The following is a 19,562-nucleotide window of genomic DNA, read 5'->3' on the forward strand; positions in this document are numbered from 1 at the left end:
GGCCAAGGGCTACCTCTACTACGATGCCGACGGCTCCGGCAGCGCGTCCAAGCAGGTGCTGATCGCCCACTTCACCAACAAGGCCGCGCTCACCTATGCCGAGTTCATCATCATCTGAGGCGGTGCCCGGCCTGCATCCGCCGGCATGGCCGGGCCCGCTCCCTTCCGCGCGGTCGGTCCGAGATCCGGGAACCTCCGGGTGTTGTCACGGGCGATGGAGACCATTGCCCATCCGTTACGGAGCCTGCTTCGTATCGTCCCGATCGTCTTTTCGAGCTTGACGGAACAGAATTGCATGGCGTCCAGTCAAGAATGATTCACGCGGCCGTTGAGGAGTTGCCGATGCGCCATTTCTTTTTCGCTGCCCTTCTCCTGGGCCTGCCGGGCTCGGCGGCTGCTCAAGGGGCGCAGCACGCGACCGAGGGCCTGCACCTGACGGTACGCCCCTCCGGCTACGAGGCCGAGCAGAACGAGGCGCAACGACGACAGGAGAGGCTGCTCAAGCGGCTTGAGCAGAGCAATCACATGATCCGCTCCATCTGCATCAATTGCGGAGACTCCTGGAAGCACCAGATCTACGAGCCCTTCGATCCCTATGCGTCCCTGAAAGCTTCCGCCCGCCCCCCGGACGCGCCCGTGAACTGACCAGCCTTGCGCGATGCGAATGCTCCGATGTTTCACAGGTATTTCTGCAATCTTGGCTGCCATTGAGACGCATAGGGACGCCCTGTATAGTCGACAGACGCAAGGGGGCCTCGCGTTGCCATCTCGGAAGGGGGTGTCACCGTACGGTGACGTGAGAGCTGCATGGCGTGGGTTTATCTGACACTGGCGGGCCTTTTCGAGATCGGGTGGGCCATCGGGCTCAAATACACCGAGGGCTTCACGCGACTGACGCCGTCGATCCTGACCGCCATCAGCATGGTGGCGAGCGTCCTGCTCCTGGGACTGGCGCTCAAGACGCTTCCCGTCGGCACCGGTTATGCCGTCTGGACGGGCATCGGAACCGTCGGCACCGCCCTCCTCGGCATCGCTCTCTTCGGTGAACCTGCCACGGCGCTGCGCCTCGGCTGCATCGGGCTGATCGTGCTGGGCATTCTCGGTCTCAGATTCGCCGCCACGTGAGAGGAGACCGGGGCCGATGCTTTCGCCTCCTCGAAAAGCCTATTCCTCGTCCCGGGGCCTCAAGATCTTCGTGGCGGTGATCTGCCTCGCAATCGTGGGCCTCGAAGGTTGGAGGGACTGGACCGAACGCGAGCGGGAATGCCTCCGGATCGCGGGCGAGATGCAGAATCTCGCCAAGTCCCTGGCCCAGCACGCGGAAGACACCTTCAATCTGGCCGATGTCATCCTGGTCGATGTCGTCGACCGCCTCGAGTATCGGGGAACGTCGCCGCACGAGATGGCGGCCATGGCGGAGTTCTTCTCCGAGCGCATTCAGACGCTGCAGGCCCTGAAGACTCTCACCGTCTATGGCGAGGATGGTTCCCTCTTGGGCAGTTCGCTTCCCGGGCACAGCCGCGTCAATGTCAAGGACACCGCATTCTTCCGGCATCATGCCGCCTCACCGGACAGGAAATGGTTCTTTGGCCCGATCATTCCGGACCCGCTCGGGTCCGACTGGGTGCTGACCATGTCCCGCCGCATCGAGAAGCGCGACGGCAGTTTCGGCGGCATCGTTCAGGTCAGCATCCCGCCCCGCTATTTCGCGAATTTCTTCGGCCGCATCGATCTCGGCTCCCACGGAGCCGTCGTGATGTTCAGCACGACGGACGGGAGAATTCTCTCGCGCTATCCCTATTTCGAGCGGGCACTCGGCATCAGGACGTCGACTTCCGAGTGGCTGGCGGGCACCCCCTCCGGCTCACGGTCCTACGTGTCCCCGATCGACGGGGTGTCGCGCCTCGCCGGATACCAGCGGAATCACGTCTATCCGATCGTGGTCGTGTCAGCCGTCAGCCAGCAGGAGGCCCTGAGGAACTGGACGCTTGAGTTTCAAATCCGCTCGCTCCGGGTGGCCATTCTCGTCGGCATCATCGGCCTGCTCGGCTGGAGGCTCGCCCGGGAGTTGCTGCGCCGGGAGCAGGCAGAGGCCGAACTCGCCGTGCTCGCCGCCACGGATGGGCTGACGGGCCTCGCGAACCGGCGCACCTTCGACCGGCAGCTGGAGATCGAATGGCTGCGCGCGGCGCGGGACGGAACCCCGCTCTCGCTGCTCCTGATCGATGTCGATCAGTTCAAGTCCTACAACGATCTCTACGGCCACCAGCAGGGTGACGAATGCCTGCGCAGGGTGGCGAGCGTCATCGCGGAGGGCGCGGGACGCCCTGGTGATTTCGTCGCCCGCTACGGGGGCGAGGAGATCGTCGTCCTGTTGCCTGACACGGACGGAGAGGGCGCCGCACAGGTCGCGGAGATGATTCGCGCCGGCGTCCAGGCGCTGACCCTGCGCCACGAAGCCAATCCCCCCTCCCATACCCTGACGATCAGCATCGGCAGCGTCACGCAATCGCCTGCCGCCAAGGGCTCCCACACGAGGCCGAGCAGCCTCATCGACATGGCCGACAAGGCGCTCTACAGGGCCAAGCAGGACGGCCGCAACCGGGTCTCCGTCGCGAGCGCAGCGTAGAACGTCGTCGGATGCGGATCCGAAGACCCGCACCTGCGCCCGTCAGAAGACGCGCTCTTGAAAGGCCGGAAGCACCGACCCGTTCCATGACCCGTGATACTGTTCGAGAAGCCGCTCGGCAGGCGTGCGGCCCGAGGCGACGATCTCTTCCGCATAGACCAGGTGCCTCGTCTCGTCCTGACCGGACGGGTCGGAATACGCGCGGCGCTTGAGGCCTTCGCGCGCGAGAGCCAGCGCGTCGCGGGCGATGTCCTGCACGCTGCGTCCCGCGACCGTGGCCTTCAATGCGAGTTTCGGCACGTCGGCGCGCAGCCGCTCACGCTGCTCCGCGCTCCAGCTCTTCACGAGATCCCATGCGCCGTCGAGCACGGCATCGTCGTAGAGCAGCCCCGTCCAGAAAGCGGAGAGCGCCACGATGTGCTCGGGGCCGCCCACATCCGCGCCGCGCATTTCGAGATAGCGCTTCAGGCGCACTTCCGGGAACAGGGTGGAGACGTGGTTCGCCCAGTCGGACCGCGTCGCGCGCTCGCCCGGCAATTGCGCGAGCCTGCCCTGAAGGAGATCGCGGAACGAAGCACCGGCGACATCGTGATAGGTCACGTCGCGCTTGATGAAATACATCGGCACGTCGAGCGCCCAATCCACGTAGCGTTCGTAGCCGAAGCCATCCTCGAAGGCGAAGGCCATCATGCCCGTGCGGTCCTTGTCCGTATCGAGCCAGATGTGCGAGCGCATGGAGAGATAGCCGTTGGGCCTGCCCTCGGTGAAGGGCGAGTTGGCGAAGATCGCCGTCGCGACGGGCTGCAGCGCGAGCGAAACGCGCAGCTTCTTCACCATGTCGGCTTCGGACGCGTAGTCCATGTTCACCTGCACGGTGGACGTGCGATACATCATGTCGAGGCCCAGGCTGCCGACCTTCGGCATGTAGTTCGTCATGATGCGATAGCGCTTCTTGGGCATGACGGGCGTTTCGGCGCGCGTCCACAGCGGGCTCATGCCGAGGGTGAGAAATCCGATACCGAGCATCTCGCCGACCGCTTTTACATCGGCGAGATGCTGCGCCGTTTCCCGGGCGGTCTCATGCAGCGTCTTCAGCGGGGCGCCGGAGAGTTCGAACTGCCCGCCCGGCTCCAGCGAGATCGCGGCGCCGCCCGCTTCGTCGAACAATCCGATGGGGCGGTCGTCCTCCAGGATGGGAGACCAGCCGGTGCGCTCCCGCATGCCTTCGAGGAGCGCGTGAATTCCGTTTTCGCCCTCATAGGGAACAGGCGATGCATCCGCTCTGTAGAAAGGAATCTTCTCGTGCTCGGTGCCCAGCCGCCACCTTTCGCGCGGCTTCTCGCCTTCAGCGATCCACTCCACGAGCTCGGCCCGCGCACCGATGGGGGTCGTATCGGATACGTCCCGCGCCATACATCACCTCATCCAAAAAGCGCGTTCAAGGCGCGCCGACTCAGGGATCGTGACTAGATAGGCGGGTTAAGGCCAAGCTGCAATGAGGGGCGGCCCCACATTTTGCGGGGCCGATTGCGCCCTCAATGACGCACGACCGGGTCCCCGACGGTTTCAGCGCTCAGCCAATCCACCACGCCGGCCAGGGCATCCCGGCTCGACAGGCCGCGGCCGAGGGCTTCGGTATAGAGCGTGAGCTGCCGGTCGGCGCTGGTGCCGCGAGCCACGATCCAGCGCGCGAGATCCACCTCGCGCTCGCAGCCGAGTTCCTTCGCATCGTCGCGGATCATCTCCAGCACCTCGTCGAGAAGTTCGCGCACGGGCTTCGCGCTGCGGGTCTTCTCGTCGACGAAGCTGCCATGGATGCCGTAGCGCATCGCACGCCAGCTGTTCTCGTCATTGATGGCGCGCGAGGCGCCGGTCTGCCCCGCATTGATCGTCGGATCCAGGCTCAAGCGGCGCACGAGGCAGCGATAGAGAGCGGCGATGGCGATGGCGTCGTCCACCCGCGTGCAGCTGTCGGCCACGCGCAGCTCGAGGGTCGGGTGCTTCAGCGAGGGCCGGATCACCCACCATACGTAGCTTGAATTCTCGATCGCGCGGGCGGCGACCAAGGTATCGATGTAACGCTGATAATCCTCGGCCCCGTCGAACAGGTCCGGCAGGCCGGTGCGCGGCAGCTCGCGATAGGCCGCAAGGCGGTAGCCGAGGAGGCCCGTGCGTTGCGCCTGCCAGAACGGCGAGGAGGTCGAGAGCGCCAGCAGCAGCGGCAGATAGGGCTGGATGCGGTTCATGATGTCCACGCGCGCGGCGAGGTCCGGCACTTCCACATGCACATGCATGCCGCACAGGACGGTGCGGCTTCCGAGCATCTGCAGGTCGTGCATCACCTTGCCGTAGCGCGGCTGCGCATTGGGGCGAACGCGCGACCAGACGGCGAGCGGGTGCGTGCCGGAAGCCATGATGGACAGGTTGTACTCGCGGGCGATCGCGCCCACCGAGGAACGCAGGCCGGAGAGCTGGGCGCGGGCCTCGGCGAAATCCACCATGGGCCTGGTGGCGATCTCGATCTGGGGCTCGAGCATCTCGGGCTGAACGTCATCCGAGAGCTGCTCCCGGCAGGACGCGAAGAACTCCTTGATTCGCCCCTTGGCCACGTCCCGCTTGGCGGCATCGTTCACGAAATACTCTTCCTCGATGCCAAACTTGAAATCCCAGCTCATTTCCCGGTTTCCTCGATTGTTCTTCAGGAATGACCCTTGCACGCGCAGGATGACCTGCCGCCCGCTCCAAACTCCGCCTCAATAGGGCGTGAATGGGGCGAATCGACGCTAAACTGCTAAGCTTTTGAATCTAGAGGCGCATCGGCATGGTCCATCGTCGGATGGACGCATCACTTCCAATCGCCAAGCACGGATTGAACGATCGCGAGAGCTGCCACTGCGGCGGTATCGGCTCGCAGGATGCGCGGTCCCAACGATACGCGAACACATCTTTCGTGGGCGGCGACAAGCGCTCTCTCCTGATCGGTAAAGCCCCCTTCGGGGCCCACGATAACGGCAACGCCTGCCGGATTGTTCCCAAGCTCGGCCAGAGCCTGAACCGGATTCGAAACCGGCGCGTCCTCGTCGCAGAACACGATCACGCGATCTTGAGCCAAGCTCTTGAGAAAAGGCGCCAAACTCTCCTCTTCGCGCACCTCGGGGATCGTCAGGATGCCACATTGCTCCGCCGCCTCGATCACGTTGCTGCGCATCCGCTCCAGGTTGACCCGCGTGCTCTGGGTTCGCTGGGTGATGACCGGCTGAAGGATGCCGGCGCCCATCTCCACCGCCTTCTGGACCATGTAGTCCAGACGCGCGTGCTTGAGGGGAGCGAAGGCATAGATGAGGTCGGGCCTCTCCGTCTGGCTGCGCGCCCGCACCGCGCAGACCAGATCGGCGGATTTGCGCCCCTCCACGGAAACTTCGGCGCGCCACTCACCGTCCTGCCCGTTGAAGATCAACACGCTCTCGCCATTCTTCAGGCGCAGGACGTTCAGCAGGTAGTTGGCCTGCCCCCGGTCGAGGGCGATCCTCGCGCCTTCGTGAAGGGGCCGATCGACGAAGAGACGGGGGGCGTTGAAATCGTAACCGGCCATGGGATCCCTGGGAGTTCGAGCCCTGGAGCATTACCAAGTTCGTACGAGCCTGAGGAGGGGCCGCGGCCATTCCGGTCATCTGGGATTAACGTGCGCCGTGGCACAGCTTCATGGCGGGCGACCAATCGCCCCTTGGCCTGAGGCCCCGTAACCTGTTAACAGAGCCCAGGCCCGCGAGACGTCGCGGGCTTTTTGAAGGATTTTTGCCATGACGCACATCCGTCCGACCGTATTGGCCGCGCTTGCCGCCCTTGGCATTTTCGCATCCGGTCCCGCCTTCGCGCAGTCGAGCGTCTGTCAGGACGGGCAGAAGATCCTGCTCGAGCGCCAGAGCATCATCAAGCAGATCAACGAGCTGACCGGCGGAGGCAAGAAGAAGCAGGTCGATCCGCGCTCCGCCTGCAAGGTCTTCGGCAAGCTCGTGACCAATGGCAATTCCGGCCTGAAATGGATGACCACCAACAAGGATTGGTGCCAGGTTCCCGACCAGGTGGTCGAGAATTTCCAAAAGGACCACAAGCGCGCCGAGACCTTCAAGTCCCAGGCCTGCGGCGCGGCCGCCAAGATGGCCGAGATGGAAAAGCGCGCCAAGCAGCAGGCCCAGCAGGGCGCTCCCGGCCGCATCGGCGGCGGCCTGACCGGTACGCTCACCGTGCCGAAGGGTGCGCTCTAAGTCAGGGCTTCGGACGATCATGGAGCAACCCGGGGCATCATCCCTTCCCGATGCCGTGCGCGGCCACTGGGCCGACCGGTGGGCTCCGGCGGGCCTGCGCCCCTACCTGCGGCTGGCGCGCATCGAGCGGCCCATCGGCTGGTGGCTGCTGCTGCTGCCCTGCTGGTGGTCGGCGGCCCTGGCCGCCGTCGCGAGCGGCCAGCCCTATCCCGACCCGCTCCATTGCTTTCTGTTCCTGATCGGCGCCGTGGCCATGCGGGGCGCCGGCTGCACCTATAACGACATCGTCGACCGGGATCTCGACATCCGCGTCGAGCGCACCCGCCAGCGTCCCCTGCCCTCTGGCCAGGTCAGCCTGAAAGGGGCGCTCGCCTTTCTCGGGCTTCAGGGTCTCGTCGGGCTCCTCGTTCTTCTGCAGTTCAACGGCTTCGCCATCGCGACGGGCTTCGGCTCCCTGGCCGTGGTGGCGCTTTATCCCTTCATGAAGCGCTTCTTCTGGATGCCGCAGATCGTGCTGGGGCTCGCCTTCTCCTGGGGCGCGCTCATGGGCTGGGCCGCCGCCTTCGGCTCCTTAAGCCTGGCACCGGTCCTGCTCTATCTCGCCAGCATCGCCTGGGTGGTGGGATACGACACCATCTATGCGTTGCAGGACATCGAGGACGACGAGATCGCCGGCATCAAGTCCTCCGCCCGCTTCTTCGGCGAGCGCGTGAAGCTGGGCGTCGGCATCTGCTACGGCTTGGCCCTCGTTTTCATGCTCGCGGCCTTCGTCCAGGCCGGCGCCGGCGCCGCCACCTTCGTCGGCATCGGCCTCTTCGCCCTTCATCTGGGCCGGCAGGTGGCGCGCATCGACCGGTCCGACGGCGCCGGCGCCCTGCGGCTCTTCCGCTCGAACCGGGATGCGGGCCTGATCCTGTTCGCCGCCATGGTCGCCGACGCGCTGTTCTAGGCGAGGGCTGGACGGCCGGGAAGCCAAGCCATTTTCAGTCCCTCCTGTCGTCACCGGCCTGGCGCCGGTGGTCCCGATCGCTCCAAGCGCCGCGCTCATCAGAAGCGGGATAACCGGGACTGATCCCCGAACCGAACCCGGGGGCGGCCATGACAGGGGGAGGTTTCTTCGCTCCCCTTCCCTGGCATCCGTCACGGCCCGCTCCCATCTTGAGAACGATGCCTTCTCCTTCGCCCGATTCCCTGTCCTCCCTGGCCGCAGCCGTCCGCGATGCGGCGCGCCGGGCCGGCGCCATGGCCCTCCCCTATTTCCGGTCCGGGGAGCAGACGGCCGCGCGGCTCTGGTACAAGGGCGAAGGTACTCTGGGCCAGAGCTCCCCGGTCACGGAAGCGGATATCGCGCTCGACACCTTCCTGAAGAATCACCTGACCGGGATCCTCCCCGAGGCGGGATGGCTGTCGGAGGAGACGGCGGACGATCCTGCCCGCCTGGATCGCAGTCATGTGTGGGTGGTCGATCCCATCGACGGGACTCGGGCCTTCGCCTCCGGCCATCCCGACTGGGCCATATCCATCGCCCTGGTGAAGGACGGCGCGCCGCTCCTCGGCATCCTCCACGCTCCCATTCACGACCGTCTCTACGAAGCGGTTCTCGGTGGCGGGGCCCGGTGCAACGGGGAGAGGCTCCGGCTCTCCGACGCGGCGCTTCCTGTCCCGGCCCGCGTGGCGGGTCCAAAGCCCCTGGTGGACCGGTTCGAACGCAATACCGGACCCATCGAGCGCCTGCCGAAGGTGCCCTCCCTGGCGCTTCGCCTCGCCCGCGTGGCGGAAGGCTCCATCGACGTCGGGCTCGTTTCCCACAATTCACAGGACTGGGACATCGCCGCCGCCGATCTCATCCTGCGGGAAGCCGGAGGCGTTCTCACGGATTTCTCTGGTTTGCCGCCGTCTTACAACAAAGCTCAGCCAAGGCACGGCGAAATGATTGCCGTTGCGTCACGGTTGCATCCTCGTGCTATTGGAGCCATGAGGACCTGAACACAGTTTGCCTCACAGCGACACTCCATCCCGCATTCATTCGCAAGAGTTCTGACAACATGACCGACACGTCCGGCAAGCAGCTGCTTCATCTGGTTTTCGGCGGCGAGCTCACGAGCCTTGAATCCGTCGATTTCAAGGACCTGACCAAGCTCGACATCGTCGGGATCTTCCCGAACTACGCCGCTGCTCACGCAGCCTGGAAAGCCAAGGCCCAGGCCACGGTGGACAACGCGCAGATGCGCTACTTCATCGTGCACCTGCACCGCCTGCTGGAGCCGCAGGCTTAACACCCCGGGCCACGATGGGTCTCCTCAAACGCATCGCGCGCTCGCGGCCAGTCCAGGAAGCCTTGGGCTTCCTGGTCGCGGGCTATCTCAAGTTCGTGCAGCGCACGAACCGGTTCATCATGGAACCGGCGGATGCCTATGACCGGATCGGACCCCGGATGCCCGTGATCGCGGCCATGTGGCACGGGCAGCATTTCATGATCCATTTCGCCAAGCGGCCCGGAGATCGCGCGGCGAGCCTCGTCTCCCGCTCCGGCGACGGAGAATTCAACGCCATCGCTCTGCGCCATCTCGGCATCCGGGCCATTCGGGGCTCGGGCGCGCGCGGCCGCGACATCCGCAAGAAGGGCGGCGTTCAGGCCATGCGCGCCATGCTCAAGGCGCTCGCGGGCGGAGAGATGGTGGTGATGACCGCCGATATCCCCAAGATCTCGCGGGTCTGCGGCCAGGGCATCGTGACCCTGGCGCAGATGTCCGGCCGTCCCATCGTGCCGGTTGCCGTCGTCACGAGCCGCCGCATCGATTTCAACAGCTGGGACAGGGCCAGCATCGGCCTGCCCTTCGGGCGCGGCGCGATGGTGCTGGGCGAACCGGTCCATGTTCCGCGCGATGCGGATGCGGATGCCCTCGAAGCCCTTCGCCTGAAGGTGGAACGGGAGCTCGATGCTGTCCACGAGCGGGCCTATGCCCTCGTGGGCTCCCGCGATCCCGGCGCGAAAACGGCTCCGGCCCTTGCGGGAGGATCGCGCGCATGAGCACTCCGATCCTGTTCCGGGCCTATCGCACGGCCACGGCCCTCCTGGAGCCCGCCGTTCTCGGGCTTCTCCTGTGGCGGCGGCGCAAAGGGCGCGAGGATCGGACGCGCCTGGGCGAGCGCCAGGGCCATCCCAGCCGCCAGAGGCCGAAGGGCCACCTGATCTGGATGCATGGCGCCAGCATCGGCGAGACGCTCTCCCTGCTGCCCATCGTCGAGCGCCTCACGCAGCGCGGCATGGCGGTTCTGGTCACCTCCGGCACGCGCACCTCGGCCTCCATGATCGCCCGCCGCCTGCCGCCCGGAGCGGTGCATCAGTTCATGCCTCTCGACGTGCCGCGCTACATGCGGCGCTTCCTCGACCATTGGCGGCCGGATCTCGCCCTCATCGCCGAATCCGAGATCTGGCCGAACACGGTCATGGCCCTCGACGAGCGGCGCGTCCCGCTGATTCTCGTCAACGGGCGCATGTCCGACCGCTCCTTCCAGCGCTGGCAGAAGTTCCCTTCCGTCATCCGCGGCCTGCTGGAGCGCTTCGCCCTGTGCCTCGCCCAGAGCCAGGACGATGCGGCACGGCTTGCCCGCCTCGGCGCGCCGCGGGTGATCGCAACGGGCAACCTCAAGTTCGATGCCTCCCCTCCCCCGGCCGATCCGCGCGTCGTGGCGCATCTGTCCGGCCTCGTGGCAGGCCGTCCCGTATGGCTCGCCGCCAGCACCCATGCGGGCGAGGAAAGCGTGATCGTCGCCGTGCACCGGGCGCTCGCCAAGCGGCATCCTCAACTGCTGACGATCATCGCACCTCGCCATCCCCATCGCGGGGCGGAGGTCGCGGCCATCGCCGCGCAGGCGGGCCTGCGGGCCGGCCGCCGTTCGGAGGGCATCCATCCCGACCGCGCCGCCGACGTCTACGTGGCGGATACCGTGGGCGAGATGGGCCTTTTCTACCGGCTGTCCCCGATCGTCGTCATGGGCGGCTCCCTGGTGGCCCATGGCGGTCAGAACCCGATCGAACCGGCCAAGCTCGGCGCGGCCATCCTGCACGGGCCCCACGTCCACAACTTCGAGGACGTTTATGCCGCCATCGACGAAGCCCGCGGCGCCGTGATGGTGAAGGACAGCACGGCCCTGGCCCGGGCCGTCAGCGAACTCCTGAACAATCCGGCGCTCGCCCGCGACATGGCCCGGGCCGCCGGGGAGGCCGTGCAGGCTCTCGGCGGTGCGGTGGAGCGCACCATGCAATCCATCGAGCCCTTCATCGTCCAGGCCAAGCTCGGAGCGCGACGCTGATGCGAGCGCCGGCTTTCTGGTGGCGGCCTCGTCCCACCTGGCCGGCGAATCTTCTGCGCCCTGCGGGGTGGATCTATGGCTCCGTCACGGGCCGCCGGATGCGGCGGACGGGAGAACGCGCCGCCCTCCCCGTGATCTGCATCGGCAATTTCACGGTCGGCGGTGCGGGCAAGACGCCCACGGCTCTCGCCGTCGCGGCGGTTCTCGAGGCCGCCGGCGAAAGCCCCGCCTTCCTGTCGCGCGGCTATGGCGGCCATCTTCGCGGCCCCGTGCAGGTGCAGCCGCAGCACGGGGCAACCGACGTCGGCGACGAGCCGATGCTCCTGGCGGCTGCGGCGCCCGCCATCGTAGCCGCCGAACGTCCGGCAGGCGCGCGCCTCGCCTCCGAAATCGGCGCCACGGTGCTGATCATGGATGACGGCCTGCAGAACCCGTCGCTCCGCAAGGACTGCGCGCTCGCCGTCGTCGACGGGGCCACCGGCATCGGCAACGGATTGCCCCTGCCGGCAGGGCCTTTGCGCGCGCCCATGAAGGCGCAATGGCCTGCCGTCGATGCGGTTCTCGTGATTGGACAGGGCGCCGCCGGAGAAACCGTCGCCCAGCAGGCCGAAGCGTTGGGCAAGCGCGTCTTCAGGGGCCGTCTCGCCCCCGATCCGACGCTCGCCGACACGTTCGGGGGGCGGAGGGTGCTCGCCTTCGCAGGCATCGGCCGGCCGGAGAAATTCTTCGAAACCCTGCGCGCCTGCGGAGCCATCGTCGAGGAGACTCGCGCCTTTCCCGATCACCATCCCTACAATCGTGGCGAACTCGAAAGCCTTCGCAGAGAGGCCGAGGCCCGAGGCGTTCAGGCTGTCACCACGGAGAAGGATCTCGTGCGGATCGGGGGATCGAACGGCCCGGGGGCCTGGTCGGACCTGATGGTCCTTCCGGTTCGCCTCCAGCTCGACGACAAGAGCGGATTCCGCAACTTCATCCTGCGCAGGATCGGCGACAGGCGCCTGAGCCGTCCCTGATCGGAGCCGTCAGGCTTTCCTGGATGCCTCCCGCCCGTTGATGCGCGTCATCACCGCCTCGGGCGAGGCATAGGCCTCCTGCAGCTCGACGCTCCAGTACTTCAGCTCGTCGAGCGGAATGGCCTCGCCGGTGACGGCGCAGCGCACGAAGGCTCCGGGCTTTACGACCCGAAGATTGCTGTCGAGATATTGCACGACGGCCTCGCCGCCGCTGCGCTCCAGCTTGTTCATCATCAAGGCCATCGCAGATTCGAAGGAACCTTATAAGGGTGCGAGGCGCGGCTTTTTCAATGCCGGTCCCACGACACCTGAACGCGGGATGGTGACGGCGGCCCGGAATTCAGGCTCGCATCGGTTCAGAACAATGCCCCCTGCTCTTCCTTCACCACGAGCTTGGGTTTTACCGGCTTCGGACGAGAGCCGATGCGCCCGCCCGTGGCGTCAGCCTTGCCGTCGGCGAATTCGAGCACGAGAGCCTGCCCCTCGATCACCGCATCCGCCGAGCGGAGAGGCTGCCCTTCCGCATCGCGCACGAGCGCGAAGCCGCGCTTGAGCACCGACTTGTAGTTCAGGCTGTCGAAGAGGGACGAAACGGCTTTCAGCCTCTCGGCCTTGCGCGCGATCTGTCCTTGCAGAGCCGGCGCCAATCGCTCCGCCACGCGCTGCGTAAGCTCTGTCGATTGCGCGAGACGCGTGCGCTCGGCGCGCAGCAGCGTCTCGCGCGAGACGACGAGGCGGCGCCCGATCTGCTTCAGGGTTTCGTCGCGCAATGTCACGAGGCGGCACACCGCGTTGTAGGGGCGCGAGCCCACCGCATCGAGCTTGGCGCGCATGCGGGCCACGTTCGCCACCGGCGAGACGTGCGCGAGCTGGCGCGCGACCTTCAACAGCCGCTCCTCGTGTCCGCGCGCGTTGCGCGCAAGCGCCGGGTAGAGCCTGGTCGCCGCGAGGTCGAGCCGCTGGCGCTTCGGAGAGAACAGGGCCTCGGGCGTCGGCAGCGCGCGCGCCGTGGCGCGCAGGTCCGAACGGCGGCGCTCGATGAGCCGCAGCATCGTCTCCGTGTGGCGGCGGGCGAGATCGTTGACGCCGGCCATCAGCTCGACGCGCACCGGCACCACCATTTCGGCGGCGCCCGTGGGCGTCGGCGCGCGCACATCGGCCGCATAGTCGATGAGCGTCGTGTCGGTCTCGTGACCCACCGCCGAGACGAGCGGGATGTCGCTCTCCGCCGCGGCCCTCACCACGATCTCTTCGTTGAAGCCCCAGAGATCCTCGATCGAACCGCCGCCGCGGGCGACGATGAGCACGTCGGGGCGGGGAACCCGGCCGCCCGGCGCCAGAGCGTTGAAGCCGCGGATGGCGGCGGCCACTTCGGCCGCGCAGGTCTCGCCCTGCACGCGCACGGGCCAGACCAGCACGTGGCGGGGGAAGCGGTCCTCGAGCCGGTGGAGGATGTCGCGGATCACGGCACCGGTGGGCGACGTCACGACCCCGATCACCCGCGGCAGGAACGGCAGGCGCCGCTTGCGCTCGGCCGCGAAGAGCCCCTCGGCGGTCAGTTTGCGGCGGCGCTCCTCGAGCAGCGCCATGAGCGCGCCGATGCCGGCGGGCTCCAGGCTGTCGACGACGATCTGGTACTTGGACGAGCCCGGAAACGTCGTGATGCGCCCGGTGGCGATGACCTCCATCCCCTCCTCGGGGCGGATCTTGAGCTTGGCGAAGGAGCCCTTCCAGATGACCGCGTCGATGCGGGCGTTCTGGTCCTTCAGGCAGAAATAGGCATGGCCCGAGGAATGGGGACCGCGATAGCCCGACACCTCGCCCCGCAGGCGGACGAAGCCGAAGGCATCCTCAAGGGTGCGCTTGAGAGCGCCCGCAAGATCCGACACGGACCATTCTTGGGCGTTGGAGGGAGCTTTTGCTGCGAACATGAGGAGAACCTAATCGGTCCGCCCCTGCCCTGCCAAGGCCGGGGGCGAGTCCCGAGCGGGCAATCCTCATCGAAAACCCCATTGTCCACTGCCCGAACGCCGCAGGCCGCCTCCGGGCCGGGCCCGCCGCCGCTGCGCCGGCAAGCTCAGCCTCGTCCGTTCGTCTCCCTTCCCCTCACGACTCGGACGGCTCGGTCCCGTTGTCCGCGAGGATCCGGCCCGCGCATTCTCGTGGCGCGTATTTTCGGGGTAGGCGAAAAACGCTCGAGCGGCTAAGAGCCCAATCGTCTTCACGGAGGGCTCACAGCCATGAACATTCTTCTCATCGGTTCGGGTGGCCGCGAGCATGCCCTGGCGCGCTCCCTGGCGGCCAGCGCCCTCTGCCGGCGCCTTTTCATCGCCCCCGGCAATCCGGGCACGGCCCGACACGGCACCAATGTCACTCTCGACGTGACCGATCATCGGGCGGTGATCGACTTCTGCCGGACGATGGGCATCGGCTTCGTCGTCGTGGGCCCGGAAGCCCCCCTGGTGGCCGGCCTCGTGGACGATCTGACGGCCGCCGGCATCAAGGCCTTCGGCCCGAGCAAGGCCGCCGCCCAGCTCGAGGGCTCGAAGGCCTTCACCAAGGATCTGTGCGCGGAATTCGGCATTCCCACCGCGGCCTACCGGCGCTTCACCGATGCGGAGGCCGCCAAGACCTATGTCCGCAACTACGGCGTTCCCACCGTGGTGAAGGCGGACGGCCTCGCCGCCGGCAAGGGCGTCGTGGTGGCCATGTCCTTCGAGGAGGCGGAGGCCGCCATCGACATGATGATCGGCGGTGGCCTGGGAGCGGCCGGCGCCGAGGTGGTCGTCGAGGCCTTCCTCGAGGGCGAGGAGGCGAGCTTCTTCGCGCTGTGCGACGGCGCCAAGGCCATTCCCTTCGGCACGGCACAGGACCACAAGCGCGTGTTCGACGGCGACGAGGGGCCGAACACCGGGGGCATGGGCGCCTATTCGCCCGCAGCGGTTCTGACGCCCGAATTGCAGGCGCGCGTGATGCGCGAGATCATCGAGCCGACGCTCAAGGGCATGGCGGCGCGGGGCATGCCCTACAAGGGCATCCTCTATGCGGGCCTCATGCTCACGAAGGACGGGCCCAAGCTCATCGAATACAATGCGCGCCTCGGCGATCCCGAGACCCAGGTGCTTCTGCCGCGCCTGACCTCCGACCTGGTGGAGGCGCTCCTCGCCGCCTGCGACGGAAAGCTCGATACCGCTTCCCTGACATGGTCCGACAAGGCCGCCCTCACGGTCGTCATGGCGGCGAACGGGTATCCCGGAGCGGTCGAGAAAGGCTCCGAGATCCGTGGGCTGGACAAGGCCGGAGCGCTGGACGACGTGATCGTCTTTCACGCCGGCACGAAACAGGATGCGGACAGGATCATCGCCAATGGCGGGCGTGTGCTGAACGTCACCGCGCTGGGCGGGACGATCACCGATGCGCAGGCAAGGGCCTACGAGGCGGTCTCCAGGATCGAATGGCCCGAGGGCTTCTGCCGCCGCGACATCGGCTGGCGCGCCGTGGAGCGCGAGCGGGGCTGACAAACGCCGCGGTTCCCCTAGCTTCGGAAAGACCTCTTCCCTGCAACCAGCGAGCGGTCTTTTCATGAGCAGCGACCTCTTCCCCGGATTCGAGAGCCACTGGATCGACACGGAGATCGGGCGCGTCTTCGCCCGCTCGAAGGGCGACGGACCGCCGCTGGTTCTGCTGCACGGCTTTCCGCAGACGCATGCCATGTGGCACCATCTCGCCCCGGCCCTCGCCGAAACGCACAAGGTCGTGTGCATGGACCTGCGCGGCTATGGCTGGTCCACGGCCCCGAAGGGCGACGAGAAGCACGAGACCTATTCCAAGCGCGCCATGGGCCGGGACGTGATCCGGGTCATGGAAGCCCTGGGGCATGTCCGTTTCGCAGTCGTCGGCCATGATCGCGGCGCGCGGGTGGGCTATCGGCTGGCCCTCGACCATCCCGGCCGCGTGGAGCGGCTCGCGCTCCTCGACATCCTGCCGACCTACCACGTCTGGGAGCTGATGCGCTCGGGGACGATTTCCGAGGCCCATTGGGGCTATCTCTCGCAAGCCTATCCGAAGCCGGAAGAGGACATCGTCCGCGACCCCATCCCCTATTTCGAAGGGCTCATGAAGGCATGGTCGGCCGCGGGCGACCTCGATGCCTTCGATCCCCGCGCCATCGAGTCCTACCGGCAGAGCTGCAACGAGCCCACCCGCATCCATGCCTTCTGCGAAGATTACAGGGCCGGAGCCACGCGCGACATCGAGGCCGACGAGGCGGACCTCGCGGCGGGCCGCACGATCGCGTGCCCGACCTATCTGATCTGGAGTGACTACGAACTCGTCAGCGGCCCCGTCGGAGACAGGAGGCAACCCCTGGAGATCTGGCACAGGAGCTTCGCACCGAACGCGCGCGGCATCGGCGTGACTTCGGGTCATTTCGTGGCGGAGGAGAATCCCGGCGCGACCCTGGAGGCGCTGCAGGCGTTTCTAAGATAGCCAAAAGCCATGATCGTTACTATATAACGATCATGAAGCACTTCATTCGATTCGTCATAGGCTCCGCATTGCTGGCTGGCACCTTTGCTGGTCTCGGCTGGCTTTACATCGTCTCCTATGAGCCCAACCGCTCGACCTTTCCTGTGCGCGGGATCGATGTGTCCCATCACCAGAAGGATATCGATTGGCGTAAAGTCGCCGCCGACGATGTTGACTTTGCCTTCATCAAGGCATCGGAGGGCGGCGATCATCGCGATACGCGATTTGCGGTAAACTGGAAGGAAGCGCAGGCTGTCGGCCTGAAGGTAGGGGCCTATCACTTCTTCACCTTTTGCCGATCTGGCAGCGATCAAGCAAAGAACTTCCTCGACGCGCTCGGGCCTGACAAGGGCTCGCTGCCGGCGGCACTCGATTTGGAGTTTGGCGGAAACTGCAACGTCACACCCGAACCCTCGGCAATCAGGGCCGAGATCGACAGCTTTCTCGAGCCCGTCGAACGTCACACCGGCAAGCCTGTCGTGCTGTACGTCACACCCGAATTCTGGGAGGCTTATCATCACGTCCTGCCGAAAAGGCCCCTCTGGGTTCGCTCTCTCTTCCGGCAACCCCATCAGCAGGAATGGAGCGTCTGGCAGTATCACAACTCCGGAAGCGTCGACGGCATTGTTGGCCGCGTTGATCTGAACGCCGTGCGTGATCTGGGCGCACTATCAGCCGGGAGCTGAGTGCAGCCCGCATCGCGGCGCCTACCGCCTCTCTTCGAAGAATGCCTTCAGCAAGGCCGCCGCCTCGCTTTCCCGGATGCCGCCATAGACCTCCGGTGCGTGATGGCAGGTGGGCTGGTCGAAGAAGCGGACGCCGTTGTCCACGGCGCCGCCTTTCGGATCGTGCGCGGCGTAATAGACCCGCCGGATGCGCGCGAAGGAAATCACGCCCGCGCACATGGTGCAGGGCTCGAGCGTCACGTAGAGATCGCAGCCGGAGAGCCGCTCGTCGTCCAGCGCCTCGCAGGCGCGGCGGATGGCGAGCATCTCCGCATGGGCGGAAGGGTCCCGCAGCTCCCGGGGGCGGTTGCCCGCGCGGGCCACGACGCGACCGTCCTTGACGATGGCAGCCCCTACGGGCACCTCCCCGCGCGCGGCGGCGGCGCGCGCCTCTGCGAAGGCCACGCTCATGGGATCCGTCCCGGAAGCTGTCTCGGGAACCGCCTTGGGATCGGTCTGCTCGTGGTCGGCGTTGTTCATGTCGCTCGCTTCTGTTCCCTTCCTCTGCTATCAGGCTCCCATGACCGACAGCAACGACGATAATCGCAAGGGCCGTTCCTCGGGACGCTCCGACCGTGGCCGCACCTCCGGTGACCGGCCCATCCGCAAATCCCGCGAGGGCGGCGAACGCCCGTTCCGCGCCCGGGGAGACGACGACCGCCCCCGCAAGCCGCGCGCCGCAGGCGACAAGCCCTTCCGCAGCCGCGACAACGACGAGCGGCCGCGCCGTCCCAGGCCCGAAGGCGACAAGCCGTTCCGCGCCCGCCGCGAGGACGGGGACCGCCCCTTCCGCGGCCGTGGCGACGACCGCCCACGCCGCTTCGACCGCTCGGCCGAGGAGCGTCCGCGCCGCAGGCACGAAGAGCGCCCCGAGGATCTGCCGGAGAGTTCCCGGGAGCCTGCCGAGGACCGGATCGCGAAGGTGATCGCCCGCGCGGGTGTCGCCTCCCGCCGCGATGCGGAGGCCATGATCGCGGAAGGCCGCGTCACCCTCAACGGCAAGGTTCTGGAGAGCCCGGCCGTCAACGTGACCGCCGCCGACACCATCACCGTGGACGGCGAGCCCCTGCCCGTCAAGGAGCGCACCCGCCTGTGGCTCTACCACAAGCCGCGCGGCCTCGTGACCACGGCCCGCGACCCGGAGGGCCGCCCCACCGTGTTCGACAACCTGCCCGAGGACCTGCCCCGCGTGGTGGCGGTGGGCCGGCTCGACATCAACACGGAAGGGCTGCTGCTGCTCACCAATGACGGCGGCCTCGCGCGCATCATCGCCCATCCCGATACCGGCTGGCTGCGCCGTTACAAGGTGCGTGCCCATGGCGACATCACGCAGGCCGATCTCGATGGGCTTCGCGACGGCATCACCATCGACGGCATCGAATACGGTCCCATCGAGGCGCGGCTCGACCGCGTGCAGGGCGACAACGTCTGGATCACGATGGGCCTGCGCGAGGGCAAGAACCGCGAGATCAAGCGCATCCTCGAGCATCTCGGCGTTCAGGTGAACCGCCTGATCCGCATGTCCTTCGGCCCGTTCCAGCTCGGCGATCTCGAGCAGGGCATGGTCGAGGAAGTGAGGACGAAGGTGCTCAAGGACCAGCTCGGAGCGGCGCTCGCCGCCGAGGCTGAAGTCGATTTCGAAAGCCCCGTGCGCGAGCCCATCGCGCCCTTCGGCTCCTCGGCGAAGGAGCGCAAGGGCCGGGAGGACCGCGACGAGCGCCCTGCCCGCTTCGGCCGCAGCGGCGACGAGCGCCCGCGCCGCCGGGGCAGCGACGAGAAGCCGTTCCGTCCGCGTCGCGAAGATCGCTACGAGCGGGAGGAGGAAGAGCCCAGGAAGCGCCCCTCCCGGCTCGACGTGAAGAAGAGCGTCTGGCGCGCGGGCGAGACCGACGATGAGGCTCCGCGCAAGAAGGTTCCGCGCCGCGGCGCCGACCCGCGCGAGGCGCGCGCCGCCAGCGCGGAACGCCAGCGCGAGCGCGTCGGCGCCATCGCCTCGCCCGAGGGCCGCAAGGTCGTGGTGGAGCGTCTCGTGCGCCCGCCGCAGGAGGAAGAGAAGACGCCCGCCGCCCGCGGCGGCCGCGGCGCC

20 protein-coding genes are annotated in these 19,562 nt (G+C 67.0%); 14 read left to right on the top strand and 6 right to left on the bottom strand.

The window, feature by feature from the left end; genetic code table 11:
- Positions 1-342: 342 nt before the first annotated feature.
- From GR328_RS25540 to GR328_RS28120, 3 genes are all read left to right on the top strand, one after another.
- Complete coding sequence (locus GR328_RS25540; protein WP_160888472.1) at positions 343-645, top strand: hypothetical protein; 303 nt, start codon at positions 343-345, stop codon at positions 643-645.
- Between the two features lie 162 nt (positions 646-807).
- A complete protein-coding gene (sugE, locus tag GR328_RS25545) occupies positions 808-1,125 on the top strand; it encodes a quaternary ammonium compound efflux SMR transporter SugE (RefSeq protein ID WP_160888473.1) in 318 nt (105 codons plus the stop codon).
- A 16-nt stretch (positions 1,126-1,141) separates the two neighbouring features.
- Positions 1,142-2,629, top strand: coding sequence for a sensor domain-containing diguanylate cyclase (locus GR328_RS28120; RefSeq protein ID WP_160888474.1), 1,488 nt, complete (start codon positions 1,142-1,144; stop codon positions 2,627-2,629).
- A 42-nt stretch (positions 2,630-2,671) separates the two neighbouring features.
- On the opposite strand, the gene GR328_RS25555 is transcribed toward GR328_RS28120, so the two are convergent.
- From GR328_RS25555 to GR328_RS25565, 3 genes are all read right to left on the bottom strand, one after another.
- Positions 2,672-4,042 carry a glutamate--cysteine ligase gene (locus GR328_RS25555; protein WP_160888475.1) on the bottom strand — a complete coding sequence of 457 codons (1,371 nt, stop codon included), beginning with the start codon at positions 4,040-4,042 and terminating at the stop codon, positions 2,672-2,674.
- A gap of 122 nt (positions 4,043-4,164) precedes the next feature.
- Positions 4,165-5,304, bottom strand: a complete 1,140-nt coding sequence (locus GR328_RS25560; RefSeq protein ID WP_160888476.1) for a carboxylate-amine ligase — start codon at positions 5,302-5,304, stop codon at positions 4,165-4,167.
- Positions 5,305-5,474: 170 nt separating this feature from the next.
- The gene (locus GR328_RS25565; RefSeq protein ID WP_160888477.1) at positions 5,475-6,221 is read right to left on the bottom strand and encodes a 16S rRNA (uracil(1498)-N(3))-methyltransferase; all 747 of its coding nucleotides are present in this window, start codon (positions 6,219-6,221) and stop codon (positions 5,475-5,477) included.
- 208 nt (positions 6,222-6,429) lie between these two features.
- On the opposite strand from GR328_RS25565, the gene GR328_RS25570 reads away from it, so the two are divergent.
- The 7 genes from GR328_RS25570 (at position 6,430) to lpxK (ending at position 12,224) form a co-directional block, all read left to right on the top strand.
- A complete protein-coding gene (locus tag GR328_RS25570; RefSeq protein ID WP_160888478.1) occupies positions 6,430-6,894 on the top strand; it encodes a hypothetical protein in 465 nt (154 codons plus the stop codon).
- A 19-nt stretch (positions 6,895-6,913) separates the two neighbouring features.
- The gene (gene ubiA / locus GR328_RS25575; RefSeq protein ID WP_160888479.1) at positions 6,914-7,843 is read left to right on the top strand and encodes a 4-hydroxybenzoate octaprenyltransferase; all 930 of its coding nucleotides are present in this window, start codon (positions 6,914-6,916) and stop codon (positions 7,841-7,843) included.
- A 218-nt stretch (positions 7,844-8,061) separates the two neighbouring features.
- Positions 8,062-8,880, top strand: coding sequence for an inositol monophosphatase family protein (locus tag GR328_RS25580; protein ID WP_160888480.1), 819 nt, complete (start codon positions 8,062-8,064; stop codon positions 8,878-8,880).
- A 59-nt stretch (positions 8,881-8,939) separates the two neighbouring features.
- Complete coding sequence (locus GR328_RS25585; RefSeq protein WP_160888481.1) at positions 8,940-9,170, top strand: DUF4170 domain-containing protein; 231 nt, start codon at positions 8,940-8,942, stop codon at positions 9,168-9,170.
- Positions 9,171-9,184: 14 nt separating this feature from the next.
- Entirely contained in the window at positions 9,185-9,925 is a 741-nt protein-coding gene (locus tag GR328_RS25590) for a lysophospholipid acyltransferase family protein (RefSeq protein WP_160888482.1), read from the top strand.
- Entirely contained in the window at positions 9,922-11,211 is a 1,290-nt protein-coding gene (locus GR328_RS25595) for a 3-deoxy-D-manno-octulosonic acid transferase (protein ID WP_160888483.1), read from the top strand. The genes GR328_RS25590 and GR328_RS25595 overlap by 4 nt, the downstream gene beginning before the upstream one ends.
- On the top strand, positions 11,211-12,224 hold the full coding sequence (gene lpxK / locus GR328_RS25600) for a tetraacyldisaccharide 4'-kinase (RefSeq protein WP_160888484.1): 1,014 nt from the start codon (positions 11,211-11,213) through the stop codon (positions 12,222-12,224). Before GR328_RS25595 ends, lpxK begins: the two co-directional genes overlap by 1 nt.
- A gap of 9 nt (positions 12,225-12,233) precedes the next feature.
- On the opposite strand, the gene GR328_RS25605 is transcribed toward lpxK, so the two are convergent.
- Together GR328_RS25605 and xseA are read right to left on the bottom strand one after the other, a co-directional pair.
- Positions 12,234-12,458, bottom strand: coding sequence for a DUF2093 domain-containing protein (locus GR328_RS25605; protein ID WP_160888489.1), 225 nt, complete (start codon positions 12,456-12,458; stop codon positions 12,234-12,236).
- Positions 12,459-12,580: 122 nt separating this feature from the next.
- Positions 12,581-14,155, bottom strand: coding sequence for an exodeoxyribonuclease VII large subunit (gene xseA, locus GR328_RS25610; RefSeq protein ID WP_160888485.1), 1,575 nt, complete (start codon positions 14,153-14,155; stop codon positions 12,581-12,583).
- 309 nt (positions 14,156-14,464) lie between these two features.
- On the opposite strand from xseA, the gene purD reads away from it, so the two are divergent.
- From purD to GR328_RS25625, 3 genes are all read left to right on the top strand, one after another.
- On the top strand, positions 14,465-15,742 hold the full coding sequence (gene purD, locus GR328_RS25615; protein ID WP_160888486.1) for a phosphoribosylamine--glycine ligase: 1,278 nt from the start codon (positions 14,465-14,467) through the stop codon (positions 15,740-15,742).
- Positions 15,743-15,806: 64 nt separating this feature from the next.
- Positions 15,807-16,712 carry an alpha/beta fold hydrolase gene (locus GR328_RS25620; RefSeq protein ID WP_160888487.1) on the top strand — a complete coding sequence of 302 codons (906 nt, stop codon included), beginning with the start codon at positions 15,807-15,809 and terminating at the stop codon, positions 16,710-16,712.
- Positions 16,713-16,744: 32 nt separating this feature from the next.
- Positions 16,745-17,437 (top strand): GH25 family lysozyme, encoded by a 693-nt coding sequence (locus GR328_RS25625; protein ID WP_160888488.1) that lies wholly within the window; start codon positions 16,745-16,747, stop codon positions 17,435-17,437.
- Between the two features lie 21 nt (positions 17,438-17,458).
- Here GR328_RS25625 and GR328_RS25630 read toward each other — a convergent pair whose 3' ends face one another.
- A complete protein-coding gene (locus tag GR328_RS25630) occupies positions 17,459-17,887 on the bottom strand; it encodes a nucleoside deaminase (protein WP_160888490.1) in 429 nt (142 codons plus the stop codon).
- Between the two features lie 67 nt (positions 17,888-17,954).
- Between GR328_RS25630 and GR328_RS25635 the strand changes: the two genes are divergently transcribed.
- Positions 17,955-19,562 (top strand): pseudouridine synthase (locus tag GR328_RS25635; protein WP_246216095.1); only part of this gene is annotated, 1,608 nt, incomplete at its 3' end.

Origin of the sequence: Microvirga makkahensis (genome assembly GCF_009830105.1) — a bacterium.
Classification (GTDB): domain Bacteria; phylum Pseudomonadota; class Alphaproteobacteria; order Rhizobiales; family Beijerinckiaceae; genus Microvirga; species Microvirga makkahensis.

What these genes read in the sequence shown, in the direction of transcription:
- GR328_RS25540 (WP_160888472.1), top strand. Translation starts at nt 343, where the DNA reads ATGCGCCATTTCTTTTTCGCTGCCCTTCTCCTGGGCCTGCCGGGCTCG.
- sugE (WP_160888473.1), top strand. Translation starts at nt 808, where the DNA reads ATGGCGTGGGTTTATCTGACACTGGCGGGCCTTTTCGAGATCGGGTGG.
- GR328_RS28120 (WP_160888474.1), top strand. Translation starts at nt 1,142, where the DNA reads ATGCTTTCGCCTCCTCGAAAAGCCTATTCCTCGTCCCGGGGCCTCAAG.
- GR328_RS25555 (WP_160888475.1), bottom strand. Translation starts at nt 4,042, where the DNA reads ATGGCGCGGGACGTATCCGATACGACCCCCATCGGTGCGCGGGCCGAG.
- GR328_RS25560 (WP_160888476.1), bottom strand. Translation starts at nt 5,304, where the DNA reads ATGAGCTGGGATTTCAAGTTTGGCATCGAGGAAGAGTATTTCGTGAAC.
- GR328_RS25565 (WP_160888477.1), bottom strand. Translation starts at nt 6,221, where the DNA reads ATGGCCGGTTACGATTTCAACGCCCCCCGTCTCTTCGTCGATCGGCCC.
- GR328_RS25570 (WP_160888478.1), top strand. Translation starts at nt 6,430, where the DNA reads ATGACGCACATCCGTCCGACCGTATTGGCCGCGCTTGCCGCCCTTGGC.
- ubiA (WP_160888479.1), top strand. Translation starts at nt 6,914, where the DNA reads ATGGAGCAACCCGGGGCATCATCCCTTCCCGATGCCGTGCGCGGCCAC.
- GR328_RS25580 (WP_160888480.1), top strand. Translation starts at nt 8,062, where the DNA reads ATGCCTTCTCCTTCGCCCGATTCCCTGTCCTCCCTGGCCGCAGCCGTC.
- GR328_RS25585 (WP_160888481.1), top strand. Translation starts at nt 8,940, where the DNA reads ATGACCGACACGTCCGGCAAGCAGCTGCTTCATCTGGTTTTCGGCGGC.
- GR328_RS25590 (WP_160888482.1), top strand. Translation starts at nt 9,185, where the DNA reads ATGGGTCTCCTCAAACGCATCGCGCGCTCGCGGCCAGTCCAGGAAGCC.
- GR328_RS25595 (WP_160888483.1), top strand. Translation starts at nt 9,922, where the DNA reads ATGAGCACTCCGATCCTGTTCCGGGCCTATCGCACGGCCACGGCCCTC.
- lpxK (WP_160888484.1), top strand. Translation starts at nt 11,211, where the DNA reads ATGCGAGCGCCGGCTTTCTGGTGGCGGCCTCGTCCCACCTGGCCGGCG.
- GR328_RS25605 (WP_160888489.1), bottom strand. Translation starts at nt 12,458, where the DNA reads ATGATGAACAAGCTGGAGCGCAGCGGCGGCGAGGCCGTCGTGCAATAT.
- xseA (WP_160888485.1), bottom strand. Translation starts at nt 14,155, where the DNA reads ATGTTCGCAGCAAAAGCTCCCTCCAACGCCCAAGAATGGTCCGTGTCG.
- purD (WP_160888486.1), top strand. Translation starts at nt 14,465, where the DNA reads ATGAACATTCTTCTCATCGGTTCGGGTGGCCGCGAGCATGCCCTGGCG.
- GR328_RS25620 (WP_160888487.1), top strand. Translation starts at nt 15,807, where the DNA reads ATGAGCAGCGACCTCTTCCCCGGATTCGAGAGCCACTGGATCGACACG.
- GR328_RS25625 (WP_160888488.1), top strand. Translation starts at nt 16,745, where the DNA reads ATGAAGCACTTCATTCGATTCGTCATAGGCTCCGCATTGCTGGCTGGC.
- GR328_RS25630 (WP_160888490.1), bottom strand. Translation starts at nt 17,887, where the DNA reads ATGAGCGTGGCCTTCGCAGAGGCGCGCGCCGCCGCCGCGCGCGGGGAG.